Source organism: Acidobacteriota bacterium, assembly GCA_016700075.1.
In the GTDB taxonomy this organism is placed as follows: domain Bacteria; phylum Acidobacteriota; class Blastocatellia; order Pyrinomonadales; family Pyrinomonadaceae; genus OLB17.
Genome location: CP065000.1, coordinates 2,816,805 through 2,842,637, shown reverse-complemented (window position 1 = coordinate 2,842,637; position 25,833 = coordinate 2,816,805). Strand labels below are relative to the sequence as shown.

Genomic DNA, 25,833 nt, shown 5'->3' with positions numbered 1-25,833 from the left:
TATCGACCTTTTTGTTTCAATGGCAAATGCCAACCCGATACCGCTTTCCCGCCTGAAACGCCCGCCGCAGAGCTGGGCGCTTTTCGGCTCGGTCGCTCTTCTTATCGCGATCGCGGTCATCGGACTTATCGTGTCGATCTCGTACGGCCAGATCGCAACGGCGATTATTTTTGCGGCCGTCATCGCGAGCGTCGGACTCATTGTATTTGCGGCGAACGCGGAAAAGAAGAGGCTTGCATCGCTCGACGAGCGAAAATTTATCGATTGGGACGCGGCAATGCCAGAGGTTCAGCGGCAGAGCGTGAACATCGAGGTACGCGAGCTTTCCAAACTTCTAGGTGTCGGGGACGATGGCCTTTCCGACCTGCTGTCTGCCTATGTTGTTGCCGAAGATCTGGCTCTGAGGCAGATTCAGCAGGAAGAGCAGCTTCCGCTGATGCGCCATGTCAGCATCGGCCGCGTACCGTTTGACGGGATCCTGATCGATAATGATCTTATCACATGCATCGAAGTCGCATTTCTTGTTGTTCCGGACATTCGGCAGGACAAGGTCGAATCTGTGATCAAGAAAGTTGCCCAAGCGAGTAGGAACCTCGCTGACATGAAGAGCAAGCTGCGTTTGCGGCTAATGCTTGTTCTTGTAACTCAGCTGACGTTAGAGGAAGAGGAAGAACTCCGCGGCGTTTTGACTGCGAGGCGATTTTCCGACACGCCTGTAGATATCGACATCAGAATGCTTGATTTTGAAATGCTGCAGCGGGTTTATGTGAGTGAATAGCGGATCGAAACTGCCTGCGGGAGCTGCTGGTTCGAGACCGAGAGTTCTCAGGTTGGAAAGAAGTACGAAATATTTTCATTCAACCACCGGCTACCACAGGTGGTAATGACAGGGTCATATGCTGGAAAACAAAGTTGGAATGATATTCGGCGTTGCGAACAAGCGTTCGATCGCGTGGGCGTGTGCCGCGGCCTGCGGTGAGCAGGGCGCAAAGCAGGCTTTTACCTATCAGAGCGACCGTCTGCGTGAGAATGTCGAGGAACTCGCAGCCACGCTCCCTGATTCGCTCGTCGTGCCTTGCGATGTAATGGATCAGGTCACCGTTGACCGAGCGTTCGAGGCGGTCGCAAGAAAGTATGGCAAAATTGATTTCCTCATACATTCAATTGCTTTCGCTCCAAAAGAGGCCCTCGAAGGCGAGTTTTTGACGACAACCCGCGACGCCTTCCGCACAGCACTCGAGGTTAGTGCATTTTCGCTGACGCAGGTCGCTCTGGCTGCATCACCTCTGATGACAGATGGCGGCTCGATCGTCACGATGTCGTATTACGGCGCCGAGAAAGTAGTTTCGAACTATAACGTCATGGGCGTAGCTAAGGCAGCTCTTGAGGCTTCTACACGCTACCTCGCCGCTGACCTCGGAAAGAATAATATCCGCGTAAACGCGATCTCTGCGGGGCCGATCAATACGCTTTCTGCACGCGGCGTCAAGAATATGGGCTCGCTGCTCGGCTACGTCGCGGAAAAGTCGCCGCTAAAACGCAATGTCACCGCCGACGAGGTCGGCAAAACGGCAATGTTCCTTGTCAGCGACCTTTCGTCAGGCATTACCGGTGAGACGATCTATGTCGATTGCGGATACAACATAATGGGGATCTAAATGGCAAAAACTCCGCTATCAAAGCGTCCAAAACGAACCAAGACGGCAAATGCTAAGACAGTAGCCGAGGTCAAGAAACGCGAAGAAGAACCCGGATATTGGCATTTGACCGATGACGAAGTGCTCTTGCGGTCCCCGGAACCGGAGGACGAATACCGCACATCTGACAGTTGGCGTGTATTCAGAATATTGAGTGAATTGGTCAGCGGCTTTGACTCGCTTGCGACCATCACGCGTGGCGTTTCTGTTTTCGGTTCGGCCCGCACCCGCGAAGATGACCCGCTTTACAAGGCCGCCCAGGAAACCGGATATCTCTTAGGAACCGCAGGATTCGAGATCATTACGGGCGGCGGACCCGGAATTATGGAAGCCGCGAACCGTGGGGCATTCGATGCCGGTGCCCGCTCGGTAGGCTGCAATATCGAACTTCCCTTCGAGCAGGCAGCAAATCCCTATCAGAACAAATCGCTTTCGTTCAAGTATTTCTTCGTAAGAAAGACGATGTTCATCAAATATAGCAATGCCTATCTGATATTTCCCGGCGGCTTCGGGACGATGGATGAGCTTTTCGAGGCATTGACCCTTATTCAGACTCGAAAGATCCGTAATTTTCCAGTAGTGCTGTTCGGATCGCAATACTGGCGCGGGCTGTTGACTTGGCTTACCTCCACAATGCTCAACGAGAAGATGATCAGCCCGGAAGACCTCTCGCTGATACATCTCACAGATTCACCGCGTGATGCGGTCGATTTCATCATCAAGACCTGCTATGCGGGCAACATCGAGGAAAAGTCATCGGCAGAATGATCTCTATGCAAAATCTTCTTTGCTAAGAGATCGTTTTGAAGTATACTTTTTTGAAAATCCCTCGATTAACCTTGATCCACGGAAGTTACAAAATATGAAGATAAATATGCGTTTGGCATCTGTTGCAGGTGTTTTGGTTTTGGCGTTGGTGTTTTTGGCACTTTTTGGAAAAAGTGAGAAGGCGGCAGCCGCGACCGCGGCCGGCCTGAGCGTTATCGTTGTTAACGGCGAGTCCGTTCTTATGGCTGAGGGCTTGGGCGAGATCTACCGTTCCTCCGAAACCATCAGCGATGCTCAGGTGATCACTTTCGCAAAATCGCCTGCTAAGGTTTTCACATGGAATGCGGGCCTAGAGCCGTTCTACGCCGTCAGCACAGACGGCAAGAGCGTCAAACGCATAAATTCGGCCGATCATCGCATGATGCTGCGTTACGGCACTTTTGACCCCATAAGCGAAATGCCTCCTATCGCTGAAAGCCTAACGGCAACTGCAAAATACAAAGGCTCCGAGCGTGCGTATATTGTTCAGTTCGTAACACAGCCGATAGAAGAATATCGTCAGCAGATCACCGATGCGGGAGCAAAGGTCCGTATCTATCTTCCTAACCATGCTTACCTGGTCTCGATGACAGAAGAAGTGCGTGGGGCTGTTTCCGCGTTGCCCTATGTTCGCTGGGTGGGCCGATATGAGCCGGCATACAAACTTGAAGAGGTTCTTATCGAGAGTTTGTCCGATGGCCTGTCAAAAATGGAGCCTGCTCGGTATAACATTATGGCACTTGAACGCGGTGCGGCAGCTCAGTATGACATCAGTGCTACCGTGAGCCGAACCGGCGGTGTTGTTGAGAACATCATCCCCGAAGGCTTTCGTATGGAAGCCACGCTCACGGGCGAGCAGCTGCTTGCGATCGCACAACACGAAAAGGTGCTCTTCATTGACCGCTGGAGCCCGCCGGAGAACGACATGGATATCGTCCGCAATGTGGGCGGTGCCAATTATGTCGAATCCGTCGCCGGTTATCGCGGACAGGGCGTCCGTGCTGAGGTGATGGACAACGGCCTGCGTCAAACACACACTGATTTTCAACCGGGCGGACCGCCTCTTATTCATAATTCGCCGAACACGGCGGAGCCCTCGAATCATGGAACCTCGACCTTTGGCATCAACTTCGGCCGTGGCGTTTCGAATCCTTCCGGCCGCGGAATGATGCCGGAAGCCACATCGATCTTTGCTGACTACGATTTTCTGTCTAACCGCTACACGCATACGGCAGAATTGAAACAGGATCCTTATAAGGCGGTCTATCAGTCGAACAGCTGGGGTAACGCGACAACCACTGCCTACACAACGATCTCAGCGGAAATGGACGACATCACTTTCATTAATGATTTTGTGATCCTTAACTCGCAGAGCAACACGGGCAACCAGCTTTCCCGGCCGCAAGCATGGTCTAAGAATGTGGTATCGATCGGCGGCATCAGACATTACAACACTGCGTCACTGTCCGACGATCGTTGGGCGAGTGGGGCCAGTGTCGGGCCGGCTGCAGATGGGCGCTTGAAGCCGGATCTTGCCCATTTCTACGACTCTGTATTTACTACGAGCAATTCAAGCGATGCGGGCTATACAACAGGCTTTGGCGGAACAAGCGCTGCAACTCCGATCACTGCGGGACACTTCGGCCTCTTTTTTCAGATGTGGCATAACGGCATTTTCGGAAACCCGACCGGACCGACCGTTTTTGACAGCCGTCCGAGAATGGCAACTGCAAAAGCAGTGATGATCAACACCGCAGTTCAATGGGACATGAATATCGCCGGAACCGACACGACCCGCGTCCGCCAAGGCTGGGGACGCGTCGATCTGCAGAACCTCTATAATCTTCGGACGAGGCTTTTTGTTGTAAATGAGGAAGTGAACCTGACAAATCTGCAGAGTCAACGCTACCGCGTACGCGTGGTGCCAAGCCAAAGAGAGCCGATGAAGATCACGCTCGTGTATACGGACCCGATGGGAAGCCCTAGTGCTTCGAGGGCGCGTGTCAACGATCTGACCCTGCGGGTGACAGCACCGGACGGAACCGTCTACTGGGGCAACAACGGACTCGGTGTCGGCGGCGGCATGTGGTCAACGCCCGGAGGCACCGGCAACATTGTCGATACCGTGGAGAACGTGTTCATTTCGAACCCGATGCTCGGGACGTGGTTTGTTGATATTTTTGCGAATGAAGTGGTGACCGACGCGGTTCCGAGTACGCCCGAAATTGACGCGACCTTCTCACTGGTTGCCAGCGGTCCGATCTCATTGGTCTGATCGCCGGTCAGCCGGCAAGTTCGGCTCGAAGCCAATCCGCATATTCAACTGATACTGCGGCGGCATCGAGGACAACGATCTCGGGAACCGAATAGCTGTGGTTCTCGACAATAAACAACCTTAGATCGTCCCAGCGAGAGGACAAGGTTTTTATCAGGAGGAGATGTTCGGTCTCCTCCTGAATTTTTTCATCCCAACGATACACGGATGTCATTGGCGGCAATATTTGAACGCACGCTGCCAATCGTCTTTCAACAATTCCGCGAGCGAGTGCCGCCCCCTCGTCCTTTCCGTTGACGGTGGTTAGAACAATGACAAGTTTGTCTTCCATTAGAAATTTTGGCTTGGCTCGAACGTGTAGAGGATCTTTGCCAGTTCGCCTTTTGTCCCGACGTCATCTGCTCCCCTTACCTCGTCCGAAAAAGATGTGGCAAGCATAGTGATCTCAAAGCCGGCACGAACACCCGGACGGGCGGCGGGAATGAAAAGACGCCTTCCCCAGACCGTAATATTTTCCCCCGACGGCGAACGGCCGCCCGCCTGGAATTTCAATTCGTAAGCTCGCCAATTGCCGTTGACCTGAGTTTCACCCTCCGATATCTGCTGATACCCGGGAAGAAGTTTCTTCAGCGTTTCGTTGGCCTCCTTTGCCAATTGCGGGAATTTATCGACGTCCTCTTTGAATGTTCCGCGACTGGGGTAGTAACTGATCAGCATCTGCTCCTTCATCATCCCTTCAGGTGTTTCACGCGAGATATCAAGAAACTTACCCCGGCTGTTCACATTTTCACGGACCTGCGGGCCGTTCACTTTCCAGTCTTTAGGGTAATAGACGGTAAAACCGACGAAATTGAGAAGCAGATCCCCTTTGAGATTCTGTTTGGTGTTTTGATAAAAACTTGTATTCGGCGGCTGGGGTATCGTACGCGGAAGCGGCGGAACCTCGATGTCAGAATTAACATTCGGGACCGTCGTATCGAAACCGGCAGAACCGGGTTCGCCCGTCAGCGAATTGAGCGACGGGTCAACCGGAGTCTTGACCAAAAAATACCAGCCAACTCCGAGCAAAATAAGAAGTACGGGGATGCCGACCGCTGCGATGATCTTCACCAGATGGCTTCCCTCTGACGGAGGTTCAGGCGAACGGCGGGTCCACGCGGGGTCGCTTTCTGCGGGAACCGCCTTTGCAAGAGGCTTAAGAATGACCTCCTTCCTCTCACCGTGTTCAGCGACAGTCTCGGAGGAAGCCGGTGTTGGTATAACATCTGCAAGGCTGTCCCGCCTCACCTTAGGAACTTCCGGTGCGCAATCAACAAGCGCATGGTGCAGAGCATCTCCATACTCCCTGGCTTTCGCAAATCGAGTCGCCGGATTAGGAGACATTGCCCGCATCAGCACGCTTTCGACGAGCGGAGAAATGTTCTTGGCAACGTCGGCCGGGATCGCAGGTCGCGAATTCCGTTGTGCGGAAATTAGTTCTTTAGGCGTGTTGCCTGAAAAAGGCAGTTGTCCGGTCAGCATTTCAAACGCTGTCGCACCCAAAGCAAAAATATCGCTTGCAACAGTGGGTATCCTGCCTTCGAGCACTTCAGGAGCCCGGTAAAAAGCCGTATATTCGTCCGGATCGCCCTTTGAGAGCCCCATTCCGATCAATATCGCCCGCTCACTACCGTCATCACGCCTTTCGATCGCAATGTTTGACGGTTCTATATCCCGATGAAGCAATCCCTCCTGATGAGCATTGCTCAACCCGTAAGCGACCTGTTTGATTATCGATGCCGTACGGTCAGACGAGAGCCTGCCGTGAATGGCCATGATGTCCGATACTGACAAATGATCGTGGTGTTCGACGACCACGTACCGGCGCTGGTCAACGAACTCGCCCGAGTCGATCATGCGGGCGATATTCGGGTGAGAGAAATGAAGCAGCGAGATCCTCTCTTCAGCTAAAATGCTGCTCATGATCTCGTCGTCCTCGTCATGGAATATTTGTATAACGACAGGCCGTTCGTCGTGAAGATCGTCCTGCCCAACATACAAATGCCCTACACCGCTGTCCCCCAAATACTCGGTTGCGAGAAAGCGTCCTTTCACGCTCCTCCCAACAAATGACTCAGGTGCCTTTTCGTCGAACGATGCCCCAAGTCCTCGGGTGCGCCCACTGTTCTCAATGTCCGCGTGTCCGGGCGGTATGTCCTCGGCCCTTATGAATCGGACGTTTTCGCCGCGAGCAGGCTCATCGATCTCGTCATCCTGTGGACCTTTGATCGCTGGGTGCGTATCAGCCGATGAGTCGTCCCTCAATTCAAAGACGATGTCCTCGTCAAGATCAATATCTAGCTCTGAAAGGTCCAGGACCTCCTGATGCGAGGATGCGGGCAGCTCGTTTGCAGCCTCAATATCGTTGACGGCATCGCTACCGGCGTCGAATTTAGGCATTAGATTCGAAAATATGCCCGGGCGCGTTCCCTGCGGAGCGGTTTCGCCCGAGACAAGGCGCGCCCCGTCGACCGGGCAGAATCGCCTGGACCTTTCTTCAAAAACCTCTCCACACTTAGGACAATGCATTTCGAAACGTAAAGCACCTCAATCGCTTGAGGATAGCATATTCAACTTATGAATTCTCTTGGGCCTAGTTTACCTTACCGGGCTGGCCGATCTTTGCCGCCGCACTCGTCCGCTGACGATCAAGCGTCAATGCCTGCCTGTAACACCTTTCCGCTTCTGCCGTCTTTCCCGACCTATCATACGCATCTCCGACAGCCTCGAATTGCTCAGCGAGGATCGCTTTCTCATTCGAAGGCACGTCTCGTAAGGCCTGGAGCAAAGCATTCTCTGCCAATGGGATATTTCCCTTACGGAGGTTAAGGGAAGCGAGTAGCATATGGGTGCGGAAACCGTTGGCACCTTTTTCCAAACTCTTTCTCAGCAGTGTCTCCGACTCCGAATATCGCTCGAGTGTCAATAGTGCCCTGCTCAACAGCAGCAAGGCAGAATGATTGTAGGGATCGCGCTCTATCGCCTGCCGCAGCAGCCCTTCAGATTCACGAAAACGCTGCTCGGATTGCAGCACCTCAGCGACCAATATCATCGTTGAGGTCTGCGTCGCTTTACTGATGGCGGTGCTGTAAAAGCTCTGGGCCTTCGCGGCCATGCCCCGTCGATGCATCAGGCGCCCGAGATGTGCATAGGCAGGAGCAAAACTTGGGTCAAGTTCTACTGCACGCAGGTACGCATTTTCAGTTTCGGCGCCGATCAAACCCCTTAGTTCCATCGCCACGCCGAGCCGGTCAAAAGCAAGAGCATTCTTCGGAGCCAATTCCGTCGCGCGACGAGCGAGACGCTCAGCCTCGGCATATCGGCCTGCCAGGTCATCGGCGACAATAGGCTGTGACAGAACATAACTAAGTGCAATATGAACCCACGGATCGTCAGGGCTGAGACGCAATGCTGTTCGGTATTGCTGCTCAGCCTGATCCCAAAGCTGCCGGTCGGAAAAGATGCTCCCAAGTCCGATCGCTGCTCGAGCATCTTGAGGAAGTAGAACGCGGGCATTTTCATATGCTGCCTGTGCAGCCGCATAGGAACGTGCATCTCGAGCGGCATTTCCTTCTGCCAGAAACATTTCGAACTTCTGCAGAACGGCTGCGGTCGGCTTGTTATCTGCCTCGCTTGCCGAACCTGCAGGTTTCGAACCCGACACAACCTGGGACGCAGATCGTTGATTAGCTGTTCTGGCCTTCTTGACAGAAACGGGACGTTTCGGGCTGCTTTTTGACGTCGCGGGCCTTTTAGGAGCTTTTGCTGCTGATTCCTTCTTAGGGCCCCCGAACAATTTATTCGCGCTTCCGAGATCTTGGGAATAAACTGCCGCCGGGAAGAGGAATGCGGCAAATGCGACAACTGAGAATACTGCTCTCATGATAGTGCCTTGCCCGACTATTTTGGTTTGCTCTGTGTTACCAGTCGAAATCCCAACTCTTTGTCCCGCTTGCTCGCTTCTACGTCGGCTCGGAAGGTGGAAGTCACTGCGAATTCGCCTGAGGACTTGTTCAATGCGGCCCCGCCGCGGATCATGAAACGAGGTTCTTTCGTCTCGCGGATCGTCCCTTTGTTGCCCGGATAGAGTGCTGCCTTTGATCCCGTCCACTCGTAAACATTGCCGATCAGATCCACAACACCCCATTCGTTCGGGCAGGACGCTGTCCCAACCGCTTCGGGTTCTGTGTTGTCCTTGTCGGTAACGGCACATTTCGGGTCAAAATCGTTCCCCCAAGGGAACATAAAATTCTTCACTCCGCTTCGTGCGGCATATTCCCACTCTGCTTCGGTCGGCAATCTGTAAATGGTTCCATCCCGCTTCGACCGCCAGTCTGCAAATGCCTTTATGTCGTCCTGATTAACAAATCTGACCGGCATTTTTTCCTGTTCGGGAACAGGGCGATCATTCACCCAATGGGCCGGAACCGGGCGGTAACCCGTTTCGCGAATGAATTGGTAATATTCGCGGTTCGTGACCTCGGTCCTATCCATTTCAAACGCCTCGACCGTCACCTGATGAGCAGGCCTTTCCGGTTCGCGGCCGTCGTCGCGGCCCATCATGAACGTCCCGCCCGGGATAGATACCAGATCCGCAACGATGGACTCCTCAGGTGTCGGCGATGCAGCCGGAGCAACCTTTACGTTCGAACTCCCGCCTATGGCACCCGAAAAATAAGCGATGGCGACACCCAACGCTCCGACCAATAAGAGTGCGAATATAGCTCCGATTCCCAAAAGCAGCCCTGACGTTTTCTTCTTAGGAACAAAGACCGTGCCGTCCGGCGTTATGATGGTCCCGGGCGACCAATTCTGCTGGACGGTCTGTGCCATTTGGTCAGAAACACCCTTTCTGTTAACAACTGTGGCAAATTCCCCCGCATCACCGCCGGGGATCGAAACGTCCGGCTTCGGGATGGCAGTCTTAGAATCCTCGCCCGGCTTCCGCAACTCCGCGACAACCTCTTTCGGTGTCCCATCGCAGACTATGTCGCCGAGCCAATCCTGAAACCCGTCATGACTGACGCGCAGATGGTGGTTGCCGCTCTGCATTCCCTCCAGGAGCAGAATGCCGTTCTCTCTTGTTTCGCCTACTGAAACATTGTCTACAAACACGCTGGCCTTTGGCGGCTTGGAAAGGATCTTGACAGACGATACCGGCAACGCTTGCGTCACCTTCCCGATGGACCCCGTACCACGGGGGCGGATAGCGCTGGTCAATTCGTTGACAAACGCCTCGACTGTCGGAGTGCGTTTTTTGTGATCCTTTTGGAGTGCGTGAGCGATCGCAGCCTCGAGATCCGGCGACGCAGGCACCCCACCCGCTGCAAGCGTTGGAGCGGGATCGGAGATGTGCTTCTTCATTATCGCCGGGATCGACGAACCCTTGAACGGAACATCGCCGGCCAACATCTGATAGAGCATCACGCCCAGCGAATAAATGTCTGCACGCGAATCCGGCTCCTCGTCAGCCCACTGCTCAGGCGCCATATAATACGGCGAACCCATCAGACCGGTCGTCTGAGCCTGAATGAATGAACCAAGAAGTTCGCCGGATTTGATCTTGGCCAGGCCAAAATCGAGTATCTTGACCGCCTGCGACATATTAGGCTTGTCGCTGCAGATCATTATATTGAGCGGTTTAAGATCGCGATGAACGATCCCTTGGTGATGGGCGGCCCCAACACCTGCGCAGACAGCGGAAATGAGGTCGAGTGCCTCGTCAGGCTGAAGTTTGCCGACCCGCGCCAAAAGGTCATGCAGAGATTCGCCCTCGACGTATTCCATGACCAAGAACGGCACGGTCCCGTCAATAACGCCGTAATCTGTCACGCTGACCACGTTCTGATGACGGATCGCCGCGGCCGCAAGTGCCTCCTGCCGAAAGCGCGTGACAAGCTGAGGGTCGTTGCCGACGAGGTCGGGCAGAATTACTTTTATAGCTAATTGGGTCTTAAGATAAGCATGTCGGGCTTTGTAAACTATTCCCATGCCTCCCTGACCAAGGCGGTACTCGATCTGATATTTGCCCTCAAGTACAGGTTCGCCGGGGAGCGTCTGCGTGGTCGCGCTCCCGTCCTTCGGACACGATGCAACATCGTCCGAATAGCATGATTTACAAACCTGACACTCTTTCATTCGAGAACCCGAGAAAACCGCGGGACGCTGCGGCAGTTCGAACTTTCCAGCCGAAGTTACTGCCGTTTGGGCGCACCGCCACCCGCCCTAATATTATGCTTTTTTTCAAATCGCTGGCAAGCAACAGCTCTGTTTAGCCGCCGTGCCATTAACCTTTTACGACGATGTTTACGAGCCGGTTCGGAACAACAATGATCTTCACAATGTCCTTGCCCGAAGTGTATTCCTGCACTTTGATGTCTGTTTGTGCCATGGACCGAAGGTCATCGTCGTCCGATCCGGGCGGGGCAAAGATCTTTGAACGCAGCTTGCCGTTGACCTGAACCGCGATCTCGATCTCATCAGCCTTCGCCAGGTCTGCGTCGAATTCGGGGAACTTCACACCTCCTTGGACGAATCCCGTGTCGCTGCCGGTGATCTCTTGATAGAGTTCCTCAGCGATATGGGGAGCGAAAGGCGTCAACATAACTGTCAACGCAAGCAGTGCCTCACGAACAGCAAATATGACATCGTCTGCCGCATCGACAGGCTCACCGGCAACATCGCCAATAGCATTTGAAAGCTCCATCAAAGCCGCGACCGGCGTGTTGAACTGCAGCGAATCGAGACTGTCAGAAACACGTTTGATCGTCTGATGTGTTTTGCGCCGCAACTTTCGGGACTCGTCCGAAAACTCAAGTTCCGCATTCAGATCAACTTTTTGAATAGCTTCATGCCACTTAAATGTCTGACGCCAAACACGTTGCAGGAATCGCACCGCTCCCTCGATACCCGCTTCGTGCCATACGAGTTCGTTTTCGACGGGTGCTGCGAAAAGCACAAAAAGACGTGCAGCATCGGCCCCGTAGGCTTCGACCATTTCGTCCGGATCGACACCGTTGCCTTTTGATTTCGACATTCGCTCAATTGCGAATTTCAGCGGTGTCCCGTCGGTCGATACCGCCGATGTGATCTTTCCCTTTCCGTCTCGTTCGACCATTACATCCGCCGGCGGATAATAAATACGTTTGCCTGTCGAATCGTCAAAGAATGTCTCGCCGACAACCATTCCCTGCGTCAGTAGACTTTTCACTGGTTCGTTGAACTTCACGAGCCCGAGGTCACGCATCACCTTTGTCCAAAATCGTGTGTAGATCAGGTGCATCACGGCGTGATCGTCGCCGCCGATGTATTGATCGACGGGCGTCCAGAAAGCCGCAGTTTCCGGGTCGAAAGGCAAAATTTCATTTTTCGGATCGGTATAGCGGAAGAAATACCACGACGAATCGACGAAAGTGTCCATCGTATCCGTCTCGCGGCTGGCAGCATTGCCGCATTTCGGACACGAAGTATTAACAAACTCCGGCACCTTCGCGAGCGGCGATTCGCCCGTTCCGGTGATCAAGATATCGTCGGGCAGACGGACGGGTAAGTTCTCATACTTTTCCGGAACGATGCCGCAGCCGTCGCAATAGACGATCGGTATCGGCGAACCCCAAAAACGCTGCCGCGAAATGCCCCAATCACGCAGCCGGTAGGTTACGGCACCTTCGCCAAAACCGTGTTTTTCGGCCCAATCGGTCATTTCCTCGATAGCCTGTTCGCTGGTTTTACCGTTCCAATAATCCGAATGGACCAGCACACCGTACGCAGGCATCGCTTGTTCGAGTGCAAGAGCATGCATTGAATGGTGTTCATGCGCCAAGTGCGGCTCCGAGGTCACCTGACGGATCGGCAGCCCAAATTTCTGTGAGAATTCAAAATCACGCTCGTCGTGCGCCGGGACGCTCATCAGAGCTCCCGTGCCGTATTCCATCATCACGTAGTTCGCGACCCAGATCGGCATCACATCACCGCTGAAAGGGTTTATCGCCTCCAGACCGGTGTCGATACCGTCCTTTTCCACCTCGACCTCATGGTCCTTGGGCTTGGCATTTTCTGAGCGAATGAACGCGATCTTTTCGGCAACGTCCCCGGCGAAATTCTGCATATTCGCCTGAATGACAGGATGTTCAGCGGCTAACACGAGAGCATTTACACCATAGATCGTGTCGATCCGCGTCGTAAAAACGCGTATCCTGCCGTTTCCTGCGTTCGAGATGCTGGTCAGGCCGTCAACGATCGGGCACGCGAAAAGTTTGTCGCTCGATGCTTTCACCTCAAAATCGACATATGCCCCTTTTGACCTGCCGATCCAGTCGCGTTGGCGTTTCAACACATTCTGCGGCCAGCCGGCTTCGACCTCGGCCATATTGTCGATCAAAGCGTCTGAATAGGCCGTGGTCTTGAGGAACCACTGTTCCAGTTCCTTCTTGATGACCGGATTTCCGCAACGCCAACATAGACCGCCGCTCGCCTGTTCGTTTGAGAGCGTAGCCTGGTCGTTCGAACACCAGTTGACCTGTGTGACCTTCTTATAAGCGAGGCCTTTCTCGTACATCTCAAGGAAGAACCATTGGTCGAATTTGTAGTATTCAGGCCGATGTGCCGCGATCTCTCGCGACCAGTCATAACTGATGCCAAGGCGTTCAAGCTGGCCTCGCATCACGTTAATGTTCTCCTCGGTCCAATCGCGAGGGTTCACCCCGCGCTTTATTGCGGCGTCCTCAGCAGGCTGTCCGAACGAATCCCAGCCGATAGGGTGCAGCACGTTAAAGCCTCGCAGCCGCTTGTACCAGGCCAGAGCATCGCCCGCAGAATAATTCCGGACATGCCCCATGTGCAGATTGCCCGAAGGATACGGCAGCATCTCAAGAGCGTAGAATTTCGGCCTGTCGCCACCGATCTCTGCCCTGAACGCACCGATTTCAGCCCATTTTTTCTGCCATTTTTGCTCTATCTTCTTGGCAAAATACTTTTCGTCCATAGGTGACCCGCGTAAACCTTAAGTTTACAGAATAAACGAATCGACACCAATCTCTGCGAGCCAAACTGAAATCTCTTTGCCCAAACAGCGGAGCGTGCTAAAATCAGGTCTAGTCCTTTAGCGGGAGTTTTGCGTACGAAGAAACTAATGCTCACATACGAACACTTGCGATCGGCCTTCGGCAATTGACGCGATTCGGCCGGTCGCCTCTGAAAGGAGGTCGATATGGCCAACAGACAGCTAAACGGCGGGACTAGCCCCGCCGACAACAAAACAAGAAATCTCTCCACCGCAACCGGCAGACATTCCTCAAACACCAAAGCGTCATTTGACGAGATACTCGCATTTCTTTCGAGTTCCGTCGAAAACAGGCGCGCACGGCAAGTATGGGAATGGGAAAGGATGCGGCGGCAGACAGCACGCTCAGAATAAAAGATGGCTCAGACAGTAACGGCCGCTGAAACAAGACATCTGCTTGACCGATATCGCAACGTCCGATCGCGGACCGTAGAGCTTTGCGAGCCGCTCGAGATCGAGGATTACATTCCGCAGCCTATCGTAGATGTCTCGCCGCCGAAGTGGAACATTGCCCACACAACATGGTTCTTTGAGGAAATGATCCTCAAGAAATACTCGTCGGGCTACAAACCTTTCGACCCGCTATTCGGCTTTCTTTTCAACAGTTACTACAACACTGTCGGCGAACGCACCGCACGTGACCAACGCGGCAATATGAGCCGTCCGACCGTAAAACGGGTCTTCGAATATCGCGAGTACGTCGACGCCGTGATGGCGAAACTGCTGGCATCAACGAACGGCGTGACGCCGCTTGAAGGTCTGGTTGAACTCGGGCTGAATCACGAAGAGCAGCATCAAGAGCTATTCCTGACGGATCTGAAATATACATTCAGTCTAAATCCTGCGTTTCCCGCTTATCGCCCAGGCTTCGCTCCCGAAGAGATCACAGAAGACACAACCCGCGAATTGCTCACCGTCGGCGAAGGAATTTACGAGATCGGCCACAACAGGATCGGATTCTGTTTTGACAATGAACTCGGCCGTCACAAAGTTTACCTGCAAGCATTTGAGATAGCCGACACTCTCATTACGAATCGCGAATATCTCGAATTCATTTCCGAAGACGGATATAGGGATCATCGCCTTTGGCACGCAGAGGGCTGGGATTGGCTTGCACGTGAGAACGTAAATGCTCCGTTGTACTGGAGAGAGATCGACGGCGAATGGCATCAATTCACGCTCGGAGGACTTAGAGAATTGCCGCTCGACGCTCCTGTCTGCCACGTTTCTTTCTACGAAGCGGCTGCATTCGCCGAATGGAAAGGAATGCGGCTGCCAACAGAATTCGAATGGGAAATAGCGTCGGATCAATTCTCGTGGGGGAAACGCTGGGAATGGACGAATTCAGCATATCTACCGTATCCGGGATTCAGCCGATCGGAAGGCGCGGTCGGCGAATACAACGGGAAATTCATGGTCAATCAGATGGTGCTTCGCGGAGCGTCAATCGCCACGCCGCCCGGGCACAGCCGGCCGACCTACCGCAATTTCTTCCATCCGCATCTACGCTGGCAGTTCACAGGAATTAGGTTGGCAAAGTAATGCAGGGATCACAGACATCGGAATTGAGTCAGTTTGCCGAGGACGTTCTTCGCGGCCTTTCCTCGACGCCGAAACAGCTTTCCTCGCGGTATTTCTACGACGACGAAGGCTCGCGGCTGTTTCAGCAAATAATGCAACTGCCGGAGTACTACCCTACACGTGCCGAATTCACTATTTTTCACGAACAAAAGGACGGAATATGCGACGCGTTTTTGGCTGGACGCAGCGGCGTTGACGTAATAGAGCTCGGTGCCGGCGACGGAGCGAAAACCTCAGTTTTGATCGAGCATTTTCTCCGCATCGGCTCTGATATAACGTATCTGCCGATCGACATATCGCAGGAAGCGAACGACGCACTCGAAGAGCGGTTTCATCGAAATTTTCCGACATTGCGAATTTCACCGCATACAGGCGATTACTTCAAGGTACTTGAAATGCTCAAGACAGACAGTTCGCGTAGAAAGGTCATCTTGTTTCTCGGCTCGAATATCGGGAATTTTCAACAGGATAGAGCAGTCGATTTCTTCCGGCGTCTGCGCGGAGTGATGAACCTCGAAGACAGGCTTTTCATCGGGTTTGATATGCAAAAGGACCCGCGTGTGATCGTTGCCGCTTACGATGATCCGCAGGGAATAACCGCAGCTTTCAACCTAAATCTATTGACCCGAATCAACCGCGAGCTCGGCGGCGATTTTGACATCACGAAATTCTCGCATTACGCCCAATACCGGCCGGTCGAATGTGCCGCACGATCGTTCCTCATCAACCGTGAAAAGCAGACTGTGCACATTTCGGCGCTCGGCCGCAGCTTCGCCTTTGAGCAGTGGGAGGCCATTTTCATGGAGATATCGCAGAAATACACCCACCCCATGATCGAAGAACTTGCCGAAAAGAGCGGTTTTGCCATAGAAACAGAGTTCGTCAACGAGGATGATTTCTACATCGACTCGCTTTGGCGGCCTGTGTAGTTTCCTGAAATGAACATCACTCAGATAAATTACGACGTGACAGACTCTACAAATTCTGAGGCGGTCCGTCAGGCAAAGCTTGGTGCCGCTGAGGGCGTCTGTATTGTCGCTCGCGGGCAAACTGCGGGGCGTGGGCGACAAGGCCGCAGTTGGATCAGCGAAAAGGATTCGGGGCTCTATTTCAGCATTATTCTTCGGCCAAAGCTCGACCCTCAGTTTTTACCGCTTATCACATTGATGGCCGGCGTCGCGGTGCATGACGCACTTGTCGAAATTGGCCTGAAGCCTGATGTCAAATGGGTCAACGACGTGCATAACAAAGGTAAAAAGATATCCGGAATTCTTGCCGAAACCACCGACACGCCGACCGGAACAGCCGTTATCGTAGGCATCGGCATCAACGTCCGCAGCGGCAATTTCCCGCCCGAGCTCGAGGACATTGCTACATCGATCGAAGATGAAGGCTTTGTCACAACGCCCGGAGAAGTTGCAGCCGTTTTGACCAAGTATCTCAGCTACTTTTATGAGATACTTGTTTCCCATGATGGTCCAGCCGCCATACGCGATGAATGGAGCAAACGGTCGAGCTATCACTCAGGGAAAATGGTGCGGGCCGTGTCTAACGGTGACACCATCGAAGGAACCACGGACGGCATTGAAGCGAACGGAGCGTTGCGCGTAATTGATGAGAACGGAGCACTTCACGTGATTCAGGCGGGTGACGTTGAGTTATTGCGGACTACATGAGACGGCGGATTTCAGAGATACATCCTTTTATTTACAATACACGCATTTGGCAGAAGCGGCTTGCTCGCCGCGTTTCGGACAAAAAACGTAGAATTCGTTTCGCTGCAGAACAAAGTACGAATGATCTTCCGTTCAGTTGTAAAAAACATCAGTCGCTGCTGCGACGAAAACTCGGCGATTCGGACCCGCAGCTGCAGGAAAACAAAATAATCAACCTCAGCATCGCCGCACCGAAGGTCGACAGTATCCTGATCCGGCCGGGCGAGACGTTCTCTTTTTGGCAATGTATAGGCGAAACGACCGCGGAAAGAGGCTACGTCGAAGGAATGCAGCTGTCTAGAGGTGAAGTAGTTCAGGGCGTCGGCGGCGGGCTTTGCCAACTGGCGAATTTGCTCTACTGGATGGCCCTGCATACCGATCTAAAGGTGGTCGAACGCCATCATCATAGTTTCGATCCGTTTCCTGATGAGAACCGCGTGCTTCCGTTCGGCTCAGGCTCCGGCGTCTTCTATAATTACATCGACCTGCGGTTTTTCAATCCGACCCAAAACACTTTTCAGGTAAAGGTTTGGCTGACCGAAAACCACCTGAAAGGATCGATCTTGGCCCAAAATGAGCCCGAACTCGCTTATCACGTAGTCGAAAAAGAACATAAATTCGTCAAAAAGGCAGGTCGCAACTATCGCCAAAACGAAATATGGCGTGAGGTGATCGACCGTAATACGGGCAATAAGATCAGGGAGGAACTGACAGCCCGCAACTTCGCTGAGGTCAAGTACGAATTGAATTTTGCCGCTGTAGGTTGTAACTTCTAAAACACAGGGAATCTTGTTATGAAAGATGATCTACAAGAAATGCCGCCCGAAGAACCGTACGAGCCGACGATAGAAGAGATCGAAGATTCGCAGTATCTTGGTTCCGACCGCGAGATCGAAGAATTCGGCGATCCTGACGAATTTTACGACGAAGGTCTCGGGCTCGACGACGATGACGAATTCGAAGAATTCGGCGATGACTACGACGACGAGGCGGAGGACGGCCTCAACGAACCGTATTTCCTTAACAGCCTAAGCGGCGAAGATATCGAGATGCGAACGGCCGTGATGTTGAAAAGCGGCATGGTCGCCCTTCTGTGCATACGATCCGCTCCGCAAGGTGCCGCTATCTGCCGTGTAGATCCCAGGGAACCTATTCCTGCGGTGCAGCTTTATGATGACCCTGACGCCGCTACGAATTGGTACGCCCGCAGCCTCGAATCAAGCAAAAGGAACGGTTGGCGTATAGCCTATTACGGCTTGCCGCTCAGAGGGTGAGGGTTGAAAAGTGAAAAGATGCAAAAGTGAAAAAGTATAAGCCTTCTTCGCCTTCGCGCTTTTTCACCTTTTAGTAGCATTTCCACTTTTCAACATTCCTATGCTTCTCGCCGTTGACATTGGTAATACGAACATCAAATTCGGCGTTTTCGATGGACTAACGCTCATCGACAGGTTCTCAACGCCTACCATCAAAACCTCGAATGCGGTGGGTCTGAAGGAAAGGGTGCAGGGCCGAATGCCTCTATCGCTGTCATCAGCGATCATCGGCAACGTAGTACCTGAACTTAACGTCCCGTTCACCGAATTTCTGCGATCCGGCTACGGGATCGCTCCGCATTTCATGTCGAATGAGATCGATCTCGATCTCAATATCAAATACGAACCGATCGCCGATGCAGGGGCAGACCGCCTGATCAATTCGTTTGCAGCCGCTGAGAAGTACGGCCCGCCGTGTATTGTCTGCAGTTTTGGAACGGCTTTTACAATTGATTATGTTGACAGCGCACGTACACTCGTCGGCGGGCTGATCGCTCCGGGCATGGGCACGCTGTCGACCGCGCTTAGGCTCGCGGCTTCGAGGCTGCCGGAGGTCGAGGTAGTTCCGACCGACTCTCTGCTGCAAACAACTACCATCGGATCTCTGCGTTCAGGGATTTTCCACGGATATGGTGCGATGGCAGAAGGCCTGATCCACGCAGTGAAGCTAGAACTCGGCAACGATCCGAAAGTGGTCGCGACGGGGGGCCTAGCCGAAACCGTCGCCAAGAAAACGTCTGAAATAGATATTGTCGATCTCGACCTCACCATCGAAGGCCTCGCTCGGATCTACTATCGTCATTACACTGTATAGGTCGACAGCAAGCGCGGTTTTCGCCGTGCCGCGGTCGCCTGTTCGAACGAGTACGCGAGCGAGATGAGCTTTCCATCGCTCCACGCACTGCCGAAAAATGAAATGCCGATCGGCAGTTCCTTGATAAACCCTGCCGGCACGGTGATGTTGGGATAACCGGCGACCGCAGGCATCGAAGAACTCGACACATAACCGCTCGTACAGTCGCCGGCAACGGTGTCGATCATCCAAGTCGGGCCATTCGACGGGCCGGCGATGGCGTCAAGCCGATTTTCGCTCATGACCTTGTCGATGCCCTCTTCTGCAGCATATTTTCTGCACGTTGCAACTGCTTCGAGATACTCTTTCGATGTCAGATCGCCTTTTTTCGCGGATGTCTCAAAAATGCTTTGTCCAAAATACGGCATTTCACTTTTGGAGTTCTCAGTATTGAATCTGATGAGCGAGTCGAGAGTCAGATGCTTGCCGCCGCGGCTTCTTAAATACTTCTCGAGTCCGTCCTTGAATTCATACTGCAAAACTTCAAATTCTGCCGCGCCAAAACGACGCAAGTTGGGAAAACGGACGTCGACCAACTCGGCCCCCTCGCGTTTCATTACCTCGAGAGCAGCGTCCATTACCTTGTCAACGGCGGCGTTCCTGCCCCAATAGTCCTTCGCCACGCCAATGCGCGCACCGCGAAGCGAACCTTTGACCAAGTATTTGGAAAAGCCATTCTCAAACATCCCGACGCTGCCGGGCACTGCATCTTCCGGATCGACGGCGGCGATCGCACCTAATAAAGCCGCAGCATCAGCCACAGTTCGTGCCATCGGCCCGGCCGTATCTTGGGAGGCAGCAATTGGTATGATCCCGCTTCGTGAGACCACTCCGATCGTCGGTTTAATACCAACAATGCCATTCACCGACGACGGACACACTATGGAACCGTCGGTCTCGGTACCAATTCCGACCGCGGCTAGGTTTGCCGATATCGCTGCTCCCGTACCGGACGAAGATCCACAAGGGTTTCGGTCCAGAATATATGGGTTGCGTGTCTGTCCGCCGCGGCCCGACCATCCGCTGATAGAGTCGTTATCGCGAAAATTCGCCCATTCGCTGAGGTTGGTCTTCCCTAAAATGACCGCGCCGGCGGCCCTCAGCCTCGAAACGATGAATGCGTCCTTTTTAGGCGTTGGAGCATCGACGAGAGCAAGACTGCCGGCCGTCGTTTTCATCTTGTCCGCCGTGTCAATGTTGTCTTTCAAGACAACCGGAATTCCGTGGAGCGGCCCGCGGACACGTCCGGCACGGCGCTCACGATCCATTTCTACCGCGATCGGAATCGCGTCCGGATTGAGTTCGATAATTGAATTGATCCGCTTATCGATATTTGAGATCCGCAGCAGATAGCCGCGGGTGATCGAGGCTGAAGAGCTTCGGCCCGATGCCATGGCTTCCTGCAATCTCGCCAAAGTGGCCTCCTCCAGATCCAAAGCCTTGCCGTATGAAAATCCTTTTTTCGATCCGATCAACACCGCAGCTCCCGCAAGGGCGGCATTACTGATAAAGTCTCGACGTTTCATTTCTCTCCTTTCACTCCGATAAATAGTGACGAACCGATAATGTCATATCCGTACGAATTTGGCTATACTCTTGGCAATGGATCCGCGAAGGGCAGAAATTCCACCCGCAAAGTTGATCTCAGCGTTGCGTCGGTACGATCTGCTGCCGGCTATTGTCTTTCTGCCGACCCGACGACGCTGCGACGAATCGGCAACGGCAGCAGCAACAGACAGGTCGCAGCCCTTTAATGATCAAAAAGAAAGGGCCCGGCTGGAGATCTTTAAAGTGTTCTCGGAATTACATCCCGAGATAATCGGTCACAAACACACGAAAACTTTACTGCGTGCAGGAGTTGCAGCTCACCATGCCGGACATATTCCCGCTTGGAAGCTGCTGATCGAGAAGATGATGTCCGCGGGACTGCTCGACGCCATTTTTGCTACATCAACCGTAGCGGCAGGAGTTGATTTCCCTGCTCGCTCCGTCGTCATTTCGAACGCGGACACTCGCGGCAATGAAGGCTGGCGGCCGCTGACGGCGAATGAACTGCAGCAAATGACAGGCCGGGCAGGGCGACGCGGCCGCGATAACGTCGGATTCGTTATACTCGCTCCAGGGCAATTTCAACACCCGCGTAAGATCGCCGACTTGCTGCGTTCGCCGCCAGACCGTCTTGAGAGCCGTTTTCGTGCCACCTATACCTCGCTGCTGAATTTGCTGGACGCATTCGGCAATTTTGCTCAAGTTCGTGACATCACTGACAAGAGTTTTGCATTTCGCTCGACACGCCCCGGCGGCAAGCGGCTGCGATCGGATGAGGTCTGGCAGCAGTTCGAAGACCGCTCGCTCGTTCTGGATCATCTGGGCTATTTGAACCGCAAGGCCGAAAAAGTGACCGATGAAGGAAAGTGGCTGGCCGACCTCAGAATTGACCGTCCTCTCCTAGTCGGCGAGGCATTGCGGAGCGGTATCTTCAGCGAATTGCAGCCAAAAGAAATGGCTGCTCTGATCGCGTCTGTAGCCGCTGATTCGGACCGTAATTACGGCGAGATGCACACTTCGCGAAATGTAGAAGACCTTCTCTCATACTTCGACGGGATAATCATTTCAGTTGCCAAAGTGGAATGGCGATTCGGCGTGGAACCCGACGAGACGGTCAATTATTCTGCAGCGGCCGCGGCCGAACGATGGGCTCAAGGCATGGACTGGGACGAACTTGTCGACCGTACGCGAGCAGAAGAAGGCGACCTCGTGCGCCTCCTTTCCAGAACAGGAGAAGCTCTCCGTCAGATCGCGGGTTTGCGGTCCTCCAATGCTCCTGCCGCTGCGATCGCAGCCGCGGCCGCTGAGGCCATGCTTCGCGAGCCTGTCAGATAGAATATTTTCTTTAGCTCAACCCATTTGATAGACTGAATCTTGGCGTCGCGGCGGAGCGAATAACTTTTTATGAAGGTTTTATTGGCAGACGAATACGGTTTTTGTTTCGGTGTAGAACGTGCGGTCGATATGGTGGAAGACGCCGTAGCAGCTGGCGAAACTGTGCGTTCCCTTGGGCCTCTTATCCACAATAAGCAGGAAATGCAGCGGCTCGCTCACGAAGGCGTCACCGCCATCGAATCGCCGGTTCAGATCACCCGCAACGAAACCGCCGTTATCCGAGCCCATGGCGTAACGCCCGAAGTGCAAAAAGAACTGGAAGAGAAGGCCGCAAAGGTCGTGGACGCGACCTGTCCTTTCGTAACACGCGTTCAACGGCTCGCCGCACGCGCCGCCGCAGCCGATCGACATGTAGTCATCGTCGGAGCACCGGATCATCCTGAGATGATCGGCGTAAAGGGTTACGCTCCGGACCATTCGTTCATCATCAGGGACGAAACCGAGGTTGAGTCGCTGCCAAGGCTTCGCAAACCGATGGTCGTCTCGCAAACCACGATCAAAGCTAAGACCTTTTTCGACACCGCAGAAGCGATCAAAACAAAGACCGACGATGAGGTCGAGATAATTAACACTATCTGCTCAGCCACCCGCGACCGCCAAGAAGCTGCACGTGCACTCTCGGGCATGGTCGATGCGTTTTACATTATCGGCGGGCGGCATTCATCGAACAGCGTCAAACTGCTCGCTGTCTGCAAAGAGAACTGCGAAAAAAGTTTTCTCGTAGAGACCGAGGAAGAGATCAACCCCGATGATCTGATCGGTGTCGAGACAGTCGGCGTTACGGCTGGAGCGTCAACACCCGAATGGTTAATACAGCGTGTCGTCAAACATTTGGAAGAGATCGGAAAGAAGCAAAGTTTAGAGCTGAAGCCATAAACTATTTTTTCATCAATAAAAAAGACACGAAAGAGTGTTTAGCTCTATCGTGTCTTTCACTTTGAGCCTCTTGGGCTATTTCTTAAGCCAACCGAAAAGAGCATTTACCGTGATATCACGGTTCGTCTCGTAGATGGCTTTTGTAAGAGGAAGGTTCATCGGGCAGACCTGAACGCAGTTCTGAGCATTGCCGCAGTTGCCGATGCCGTCGTCGCCCAGCAGGCCGTTCAAGCGGTCTTCGATTTCCATCTCGCCGACAGGATGCATATTGAAAAGCCTAGCTTGAGCGATGGCCTGCGGTCCAATGTACTGGTCATCGCCGTATTGGGGACAAGCCTCCAAACAGCATCCGCAGGTCATACAGCGGGATAGCGCGTAGCGTTCCTGCGCGACCTCATTCGATAGGTGCGGTCCGGGACCAAGGTTGTGCGTACCGTCAAGCTCGATCCATGCATGCACCTGCTTGAGATGCTCGAACATCTGCGAACGGTCTACCCGCAGATCGCGGATATTCGGGAATTTCGACATCGGAGCAAGACTGATCGTATCCGAGCCCGAAGCCAGCAATAGATCGTCAACGAGTGCCGAACACGATTGTCTGACGCGGCCGTCGATCACCATAGTGCAGATGCCGCAGACCTGTTCAAGGCACGACATATCCCAGACTGGCGGAGTGGTGGATCTGCCATCAACAGTGACGGGATTTTTGCGTATCTCCATCAATGCGGAAATGACATTCAGGTTTCGCCGATATTGAAGCTCAAACGTCTCCCAATAGGCCTTTTCGCCTTCCCTTTCCCGCCGCTGAACCTTGAACTTCACCGTCTTCGGCGGGTTTTCAAGGCGTTTCTTTTCGATATGTCCGTTCGTTGACATAGGTCAGTTCGATTTCGCTTTTCCTTTCGAATAATCTCTCTTACGCGGCTCGACCAGCGAGACGTCGATCGGCTCGTAGCTGAAAACCGGAGCCTCCGCGGAGTATTCTGCGATGGTCGTCTTCATCCATTCCTCGTCGCTGCGGTCCGGGAATTCAGGCTTGTAATGAGCTCCGCGCGATTCATTGCGGTTCAAAGCCCCAAGCGTTATCACGCGTGCGAGCTCTAGCATATTGCCTAGCTGCCGTGCGTGCGGGATCGCCTGCGTCGCCCACAAATTATTGTCGTTGATCGAGATCTTCTTCAGCCTGTCCTGCAGCTCGAGCAGCTTGTCGTCCGTCGATTTCAGCTTGTCGTTGTAGCGGACCACGGTAACATTGTCCGTCATCCACTTGCCCATCTCGTCATGCAGCCTGTACTGATTTTCCGGGCCTTCACTCTTAATGATCGAATCGTTGATCTCCTGTTGGCGCCTGACCTCGGCATCGAAAATGCCGTTGGTCTCGGTTTCACCGCGTTCGACATTTGCCGCGTACTCCATCGCCGAGGGAGCTGCCACAAAACCGCCGTAAACGCACGATACAAGCGAATTCGCTCCCAAACGGTTCGCTCCGTGGATCGAATAATCGCATTCGCCTGCCGCGAACAATCCGGGAATATTGGTCCGCTGTTCAAAATCAACCCACAGCCCGCCCATTGAATAATGCACGCCCGGGAAAATTCGCATCGGCACGTGCCGCGGATCGTCGCCAACGAACATCTCGTAGATCTCGAGGATCGCCCCGAGCTTACGGGTCAGAGTTTCCGCCGGGATATGCGACAGGTCGAGATAGACCTGATTCTCGCCTTTGACGCCGTGGCCCTCGATGCAAACCTGGAATATCTCGCGCGTGGCGATGTCGCGCGGAACAAGGTTTCCGTAGGCAGGGTATTTTTCTTCCAAGAAATACCAACGCTCGCTTTCGGGAATGTCTTTCGGATCGCGTTCGTCGCCGTCCTGCCGCGGAACCCAAACTCGCCCGCCTTCGCCGCGAGCCGATTCGCTCATCAGACGCAGCTTGTCCTCACCAGGAATCGAGGTCGGATGCACCTGTATGAATTCGCCGTTCGCGTATTTCGCTCCCTGCTGATAGCAAGCCGAAACGGCACTGCCCGTGCAGGTCATCGAATTCGTCGATTTACCGAATATCAGCCCGGGGCCGCCCGTCGCCATGATGACCGCATCGGCTGCGAACGCCTTGAGTTCAAGCGACTGCAGGTTCATCGCGACCACGCCGCGGCATACCTGATGGCTGTCCATCACCAGCGAAAGCATTTCCCAGCCTTCGTATTTTGTGACCTTGCCGGCAACCTCGTATTTCCTGACCTGCTCATCAAGCGCATACAGTAGCTGCTGCCCCGTCGATGCCCCTGCGAAGGCCGTCCTGTGATGCAGCGTTCCGCCGAATCGACGGAAATCCAAAAGCCCTTCTTTGGTACGCGAAAACGGCACGCCCATTCGGTCAAATAGGTAAATGATCTCGGGCGCCATGTGGCACATACGCTGGACCGGCGGTTGATTTGCGAGAAAGTCGCCGCCGTAAACCGTATCGTCGAGATGTTTTGCGGGTGAATCGCCTTCGCCTTTAGTGTTGACGGCGCCGTTGATGCCGCCCTGAGCGCAAACGGAATGCGAGCGTTTTACGGGCACTACCGAAATGATATCGACCTCGTGCCCCGCCTCTGCGATCTTCATCGCGGCTGCAAGGCCGGCAAGCCCGCCGCCGATTATCACAAACTTTTGAGAGCTGTTACTCAT

Annotated in this window: 21 protein-coding genes; 13 read left to right on the top strand and 8 right to left on the bottom strand. The window is 53.6% G+C overall.

Annotation, left to right across the window (positions count from 1 at the left end):
- Positions 1 to 19 precede the first annotated feature (19 nt).
- The 4 genes from IPM50_12895 (at position 20) to IPM50_12880 (ending at position 4,779) form a co-directional block, all read left to right on the top strand.
- Complete coding sequence (locus tag IPM50_12895) at positions 20 to 778, top strand: hypothetical protein (GenBank protein ID QQS32539.1); 759 nt, start codon at positions 20 to 22, stop codon at positions 776 to 778.
- 118 nt (positions 779 to 896) lie between these two features.
- Positions 897 to 1,658, top strand: coding sequence for an enoyl-ACP reductase (locus tag IPM50_12890; GenBank protein ID QQS32538.1), 762 nt, complete (start codon positions 897 to 899; stop codon positions 1,656 to 1,658).
- On the top strand, positions 1,659 to 2,465 hold the full coding sequence (locus IPM50_12885; protein QQS32537.1) for a TIGR00730 family Rossman fold protein: 807 nt from the start codon (positions 1,659 to 1,661) through the stop codon (positions 2,463 to 2,465).
- Between the two features lie 94 nt (positions 2,466 to 2,559).
- Complete coding sequence (locus IPM50_12880; protein QQS32536.1) at positions 2,560 to 4,779, top strand: S8 family serine peptidase; 2,220 nt, start codon at positions 2,560 to 2,562, stop codon at positions 4,777 to 4,779.
- A gap of 7 nt (positions 4,780 to 4,786) precedes the next feature.
- On the opposite strand, the gene IPM50_12875 is transcribed toward IPM50_12880, so the two are convergent.
- The 5 genes from IPM50_12875 to IPM50_12855 form a co-directional block, all read right to left on the bottom strand.
- Positions 4,787 to 5,110, bottom strand: a complete 324-nt coding sequence (locus tag IPM50_12875) for a divalent-cation tolerance protein CutA (protein QQS32535.1) — start codon at positions 5,108 to 5,110, stop codon at positions 4,787 to 4,789.
- The gene (locus IPM50_12870) at positions 5,110 to 7,218 is read right to left on the bottom strand and encodes a serine/threonine protein kinase (protein QQS32534.1); all 2,109 of its coding nucleotides are present in this window, start codon (positions 7,216 to 7,218) and stop codon (positions 5,110 to 5,112) included. Before IPM50_12870 ends, IPM50_12875 begins: the two co-directional genes overlap by 1 nt.
- Positions 7,219 to 7,411: 193 nt before the next feature.
- Positions 7,412 to 8,701: a tetratricopeptide repeat protein gene (locus tag IPM50_12865; protein QQS32533.1), complete on the bottom strand. Its 1,290-nt coding sequence runs from the start codon at positions 8,699 to 8,701 to the stop codon at positions 7,412 to 7,414.
- A 17-nt stretch (positions 8,702 to 8,718) separates the two neighbouring features.
- Positions 8,719 to 10,956, bottom strand: coding sequence for an SUMF1/EgtB/PvdO family nonheme iron enzyme (locus IPM50_12860; GenBank protein QQS32532.1), 2,238 nt, complete (start codon positions 10,954 to 10,956; stop codon positions 8,719 to 8,721).
- A gap of 148 nt (positions 10,957 to 11,104) precedes the next feature.
- Complete coding sequence (locus tag IPM50_12855) at positions 11,105 to 13,801, bottom strand: leucine--tRNA ligase (GenBank protein ID QQS32531.1); 2,697 nt, start codon at positions 13,799 to 13,801, stop codon at positions 11,105 to 11,107.
- A gap of 225 nt (positions 13,802 to 14,026) precedes the next feature.
- On the opposite strand from IPM50_12855, the gene IPM50_12850 reads away from it, so the two are divergent.
- From IPM50_12850 to IPM50_12820, 7 genes are all read left to right on the top strand, one after another.
- Positions 14,027 to 14,233, top strand: a complete 207-nt coding sequence (locus IPM50_12850) for a hypothetical protein (GenBank protein QQS32530.1) — start codon at positions 14,027 to 14,029, stop codon at positions 14,231 to 14,233.
- Positions 14,234 to 14,236: 3 nt separating this feature from the next.
- Positions 14,237 to 15,421: an ergothioneine biosynthesis protein EgtB gene (locus IPM50_12845; protein ID QQS32529.1), complete on the top strand. Its 1,185-nt coding sequence runs from the start codon at positions 14,237 to 14,239 to the stop codon at positions 15,419 to 15,421.
- Positions 15,421 to 16,389: an L-histidine N(alpha)-methyltransferase gene (gene egtD / locus IPM50_12840; GenBank protein ID QQS32528.1), complete on the top strand. Its 969-nt coding sequence runs from the start codon at positions 15,421 to 15,423 to the stop codon at positions 16,387 to 16,389. The genes IPM50_12845 and egtD overlap by 1 nt, the downstream gene beginning before the upstream one ends.
- A gap of 9 nt (positions 16,390 to 16,398) precedes the next feature.
- A complete protein-coding gene (locus IPM50_12835) occupies positions 16,399 to 17,136 on the top strand; it encodes a biotin--[acetyl-CoA-carboxylase] ligase (protein QQS32527.1) in 738 nt (245 codons plus the stop codon).
- Entirely contained in the window at positions 17,133 to 17,951 is an 819-nt protein-coding gene (locus IPM50_12830; protein QQS32526.1) for a VanW family protein, read from the top strand. Before IPM50_12835 ends, IPM50_12830 begins: the two co-directional genes overlap by 4 nt.
- Positions 17,952 to 17,969: 18 nt before the next feature.
- The gene (locus IPM50_12825; protein QQS32525.1) at positions 17,970 to 18,449 is read left to right on the top strand and encodes a hypothetical protein; all 480 of its coding nucleotides are present in this window, start codon (positions 17,970 to 17,972) and stop codon (positions 18,447 to 18,449) included.
- 100 nt (positions 18,450 to 18,549) lie between these two features.
- Complete coding sequence (locus IPM50_12820; protein QQS32524.1) at positions 18,550 to 19,302, top strand: type III pantothenate kinase; 753 nt, start codon at positions 18,550 to 18,552, stop codon at positions 19,300 to 19,302.
- Here IPM50_12820 and IPM50_12815 read toward each other — a convergent pair.
- A complete protein-coding gene (locus tag IPM50_12815) occupies positions 19,290 to 20,867 on the bottom strand; it encodes an amidase (GenBank protein ID QQS32523.1) in 1,578 nt (525 codons plus the stop codon). The two genes, IPM50_12820 and IPM50_12815, sit on opposite strands and share 13 nt — an antisense overlap.
- A 76-nt stretch (positions 20,868 to 20,943) precedes the next feature.
- Between IPM50_12815 and IPM50_12810 the strand changes: the two genes are divergently transcribed.
- Together IPM50_12810 and ispH are read left to right on the top strand one after the other, a co-directional pair.
- Positions 20,944 to 22,224 carry a hypothetical protein gene (locus tag IPM50_12810; protein ID QQS32522.1) on the top strand — a complete coding sequence of 427 codons (1,281 nt, stop codon included), beginning with the start codon at positions 20,944 to 20,946 and terminating at the stop codon, positions 22,222 to 22,224.
- A gap of 69 nt (positions 22,225 to 22,293) precedes the next feature.
- Positions 22,294 to 23,160, top strand: coding sequence for a 4-hydroxy-3-methylbut-2-enyl diphosphate reductase (gene ispH, locus IPM50_12805; GenBank protein ID QQS32521.1), 867 nt, complete (start codon positions 22,294 to 22,296; stop codon positions 23,158 to 23,160).
- A 75-nt stretch (positions 23,161 to 23,235) separates the two neighbouring features.
- On the opposite strand, the gene sdhB is transcribed toward ispH, so the two are convergent.
- Both sdhB and sdhA read right to left on the bottom strand, forming a co-directional pair.
- Entirely contained in the window at positions 23,236 to 24,036 is an 801-nt protein-coding gene (gene sdhB / locus IPM50_12800; protein ID QQS32520.1) for a succinate dehydrogenase iron-sulfur subunit, read from the bottom strand.
- A gap of 3 nt (positions 24,037 to 24,039) precedes the next feature.
- Positions 24,040 to 25,833 (bottom strand): succinate dehydrogenase flavoprotein subunit, encoded by a 1,794-nt coding sequence (gene sdhA / locus IPM50_12795; GenBank protein ID QQS32519.1) that lies wholly within the window; start codon positions 25,831 to 25,833, stop codon positions 24,040 to 24,042.

Excerpts from the sequence above, each read along its gene's own strand:
- ispH (QQS32521.1), top strand. The coding sequence starts at position 22,294 with ATGAAGGTTTTATTGGCAGACGAATACGGTTTTTGTTTCGGTGTAGAA.
- IPM50_12815 (QQS32523.1), bottom strand. The coding sequence starts at position 20,867 with ATGAAACGTCGAGACTTTATCAGTAATGCCGCCCTTGCGGGAGCTGCG.
- IPM50_12880 (QQS32536.1), top strand. The coding sequence starts at position 2,560 with ATGAAGATAAATATGCGTTTGGCATCTGTTGCAGGTGTTTTGGTTTTG.
- IPM50_12845 (QQS32529.1), top strand. The coding sequence starts at position 14,237 with ATGGCTCAGACAGTAACGGCCGCTGAAACAAGACATCTGCTTGACCGA.
- IPM50_12875 (QQS32535.1), bottom strand. The coding sequence starts at position 5,110 with ATGGAAGACAAACTTGTCATTGTTCTAACCACCGTCAACGGAAAGGAC.
- IPM50_12885 (QQS32537.1), top strand. The coding sequence starts at position 1,659 with ATGGCAAAAACTCCGCTATCAAAGCGTCCAAAACGAACCAAGACGGCA.
- IPM50_12825 (QQS32525.1), top strand. The coding sequence starts at position 17,970 with ATGAAAGATGATCTACAAGAAATGCCGCCCGAAGAACCGTACGAGCCG.
- IPM50_12865 (QQS32533.1), bottom strand. The coding sequence starts at position 8,701 with ATGAGAGCAGTATTCTCAGTTGTCGCATTTGCCGCATTCCTCTTCCCG.
- IPM50_12850 (QQS32530.1), top strand. The coding sequence starts at position 14,027 with ATGGCCAACAGACAGCTAAACGGCGGGACTAGCCCCGCCGACAACAAA.
- IPM50_12830 (QQS32526.1), top strand. The coding sequence starts at position 17,133 with ATGAGACGGCGGATTTCAGAGATACATCCTTTTATTTACAATACACGC.
- IPM50_12890 (QQS32538.1), top strand. The coding sequence starts at position 897 with ATGCTGGAAAACAAAGTTGGAATGATATTCGGCGTTGCGAACAAGCGT.
- IPM50_12870 (QQS32534.1), bottom strand. The coding sequence starts at position 7,218 with ATGCCTAAATTCGACGCCGGTAGCGATGCCGTCAACGATATTGAGGCT.
- IPM50_12835 (QQS32527.1), top strand. The coding sequence starts at position 16,399 with ATGAACATCACTCAGATAAATTACGACGTGACAGACTCTACAAATTCT.
- egtD (QQS32528.1), top strand. The coding sequence starts at position 15,421 with ATGCAGGGATCACAGACATCGGAATTGAGTCAGTTTGCCGAGGACGTT.
- sdhB (QQS32520.1), bottom strand. The coding sequence starts at position 24,036 with ATGTCAACGAACGGACATATCGAAAAGAAACGCCTTGAAAACCCGCCG.
- IPM50_12895 (QQS32539.1), top strand. The coding sequence starts at position 20 with ATGGCAAATGCCAACCCGATACCGCTTTCCCGCCTGAAACGCCCGCCG.
- sdhA (QQS32519.1), bottom strand. The coding sequence starts at position 25,833 with ATGAGTAACAGCTCTCAAAAGTTTGTGATAATCGGCGGCGGGCTTGCC.
- IPM50_12820 (QQS32524.1), top strand. The coding sequence starts at position 18,550 with ATGCTTCTCGCCGTTGACATTGGTAATACGAACATCAAATTCGGCGTT.
- IPM50_12860 (QQS32532.1), bottom strand. The coding sequence starts at position 10,956 with ATGAAAGAGTGTCAGGTTTGTAAATCATGCTATTCGGACGATGTTGCA.
- IPM50_12855 (QQS32531.1), bottom strand. The coding sequence starts at position 13,801 with ATGGACGAAAAGTATTTTGCCAAGAAGATAGAGCAAAAATGGCAGAAA.
- IPM50_12810 (QQS32522.1), top strand. The coding sequence starts at position 20,944 with ATGGATCCGCGAAGGGCAGAAATTCCACCCGCAAAGTTGATCTCAGCG.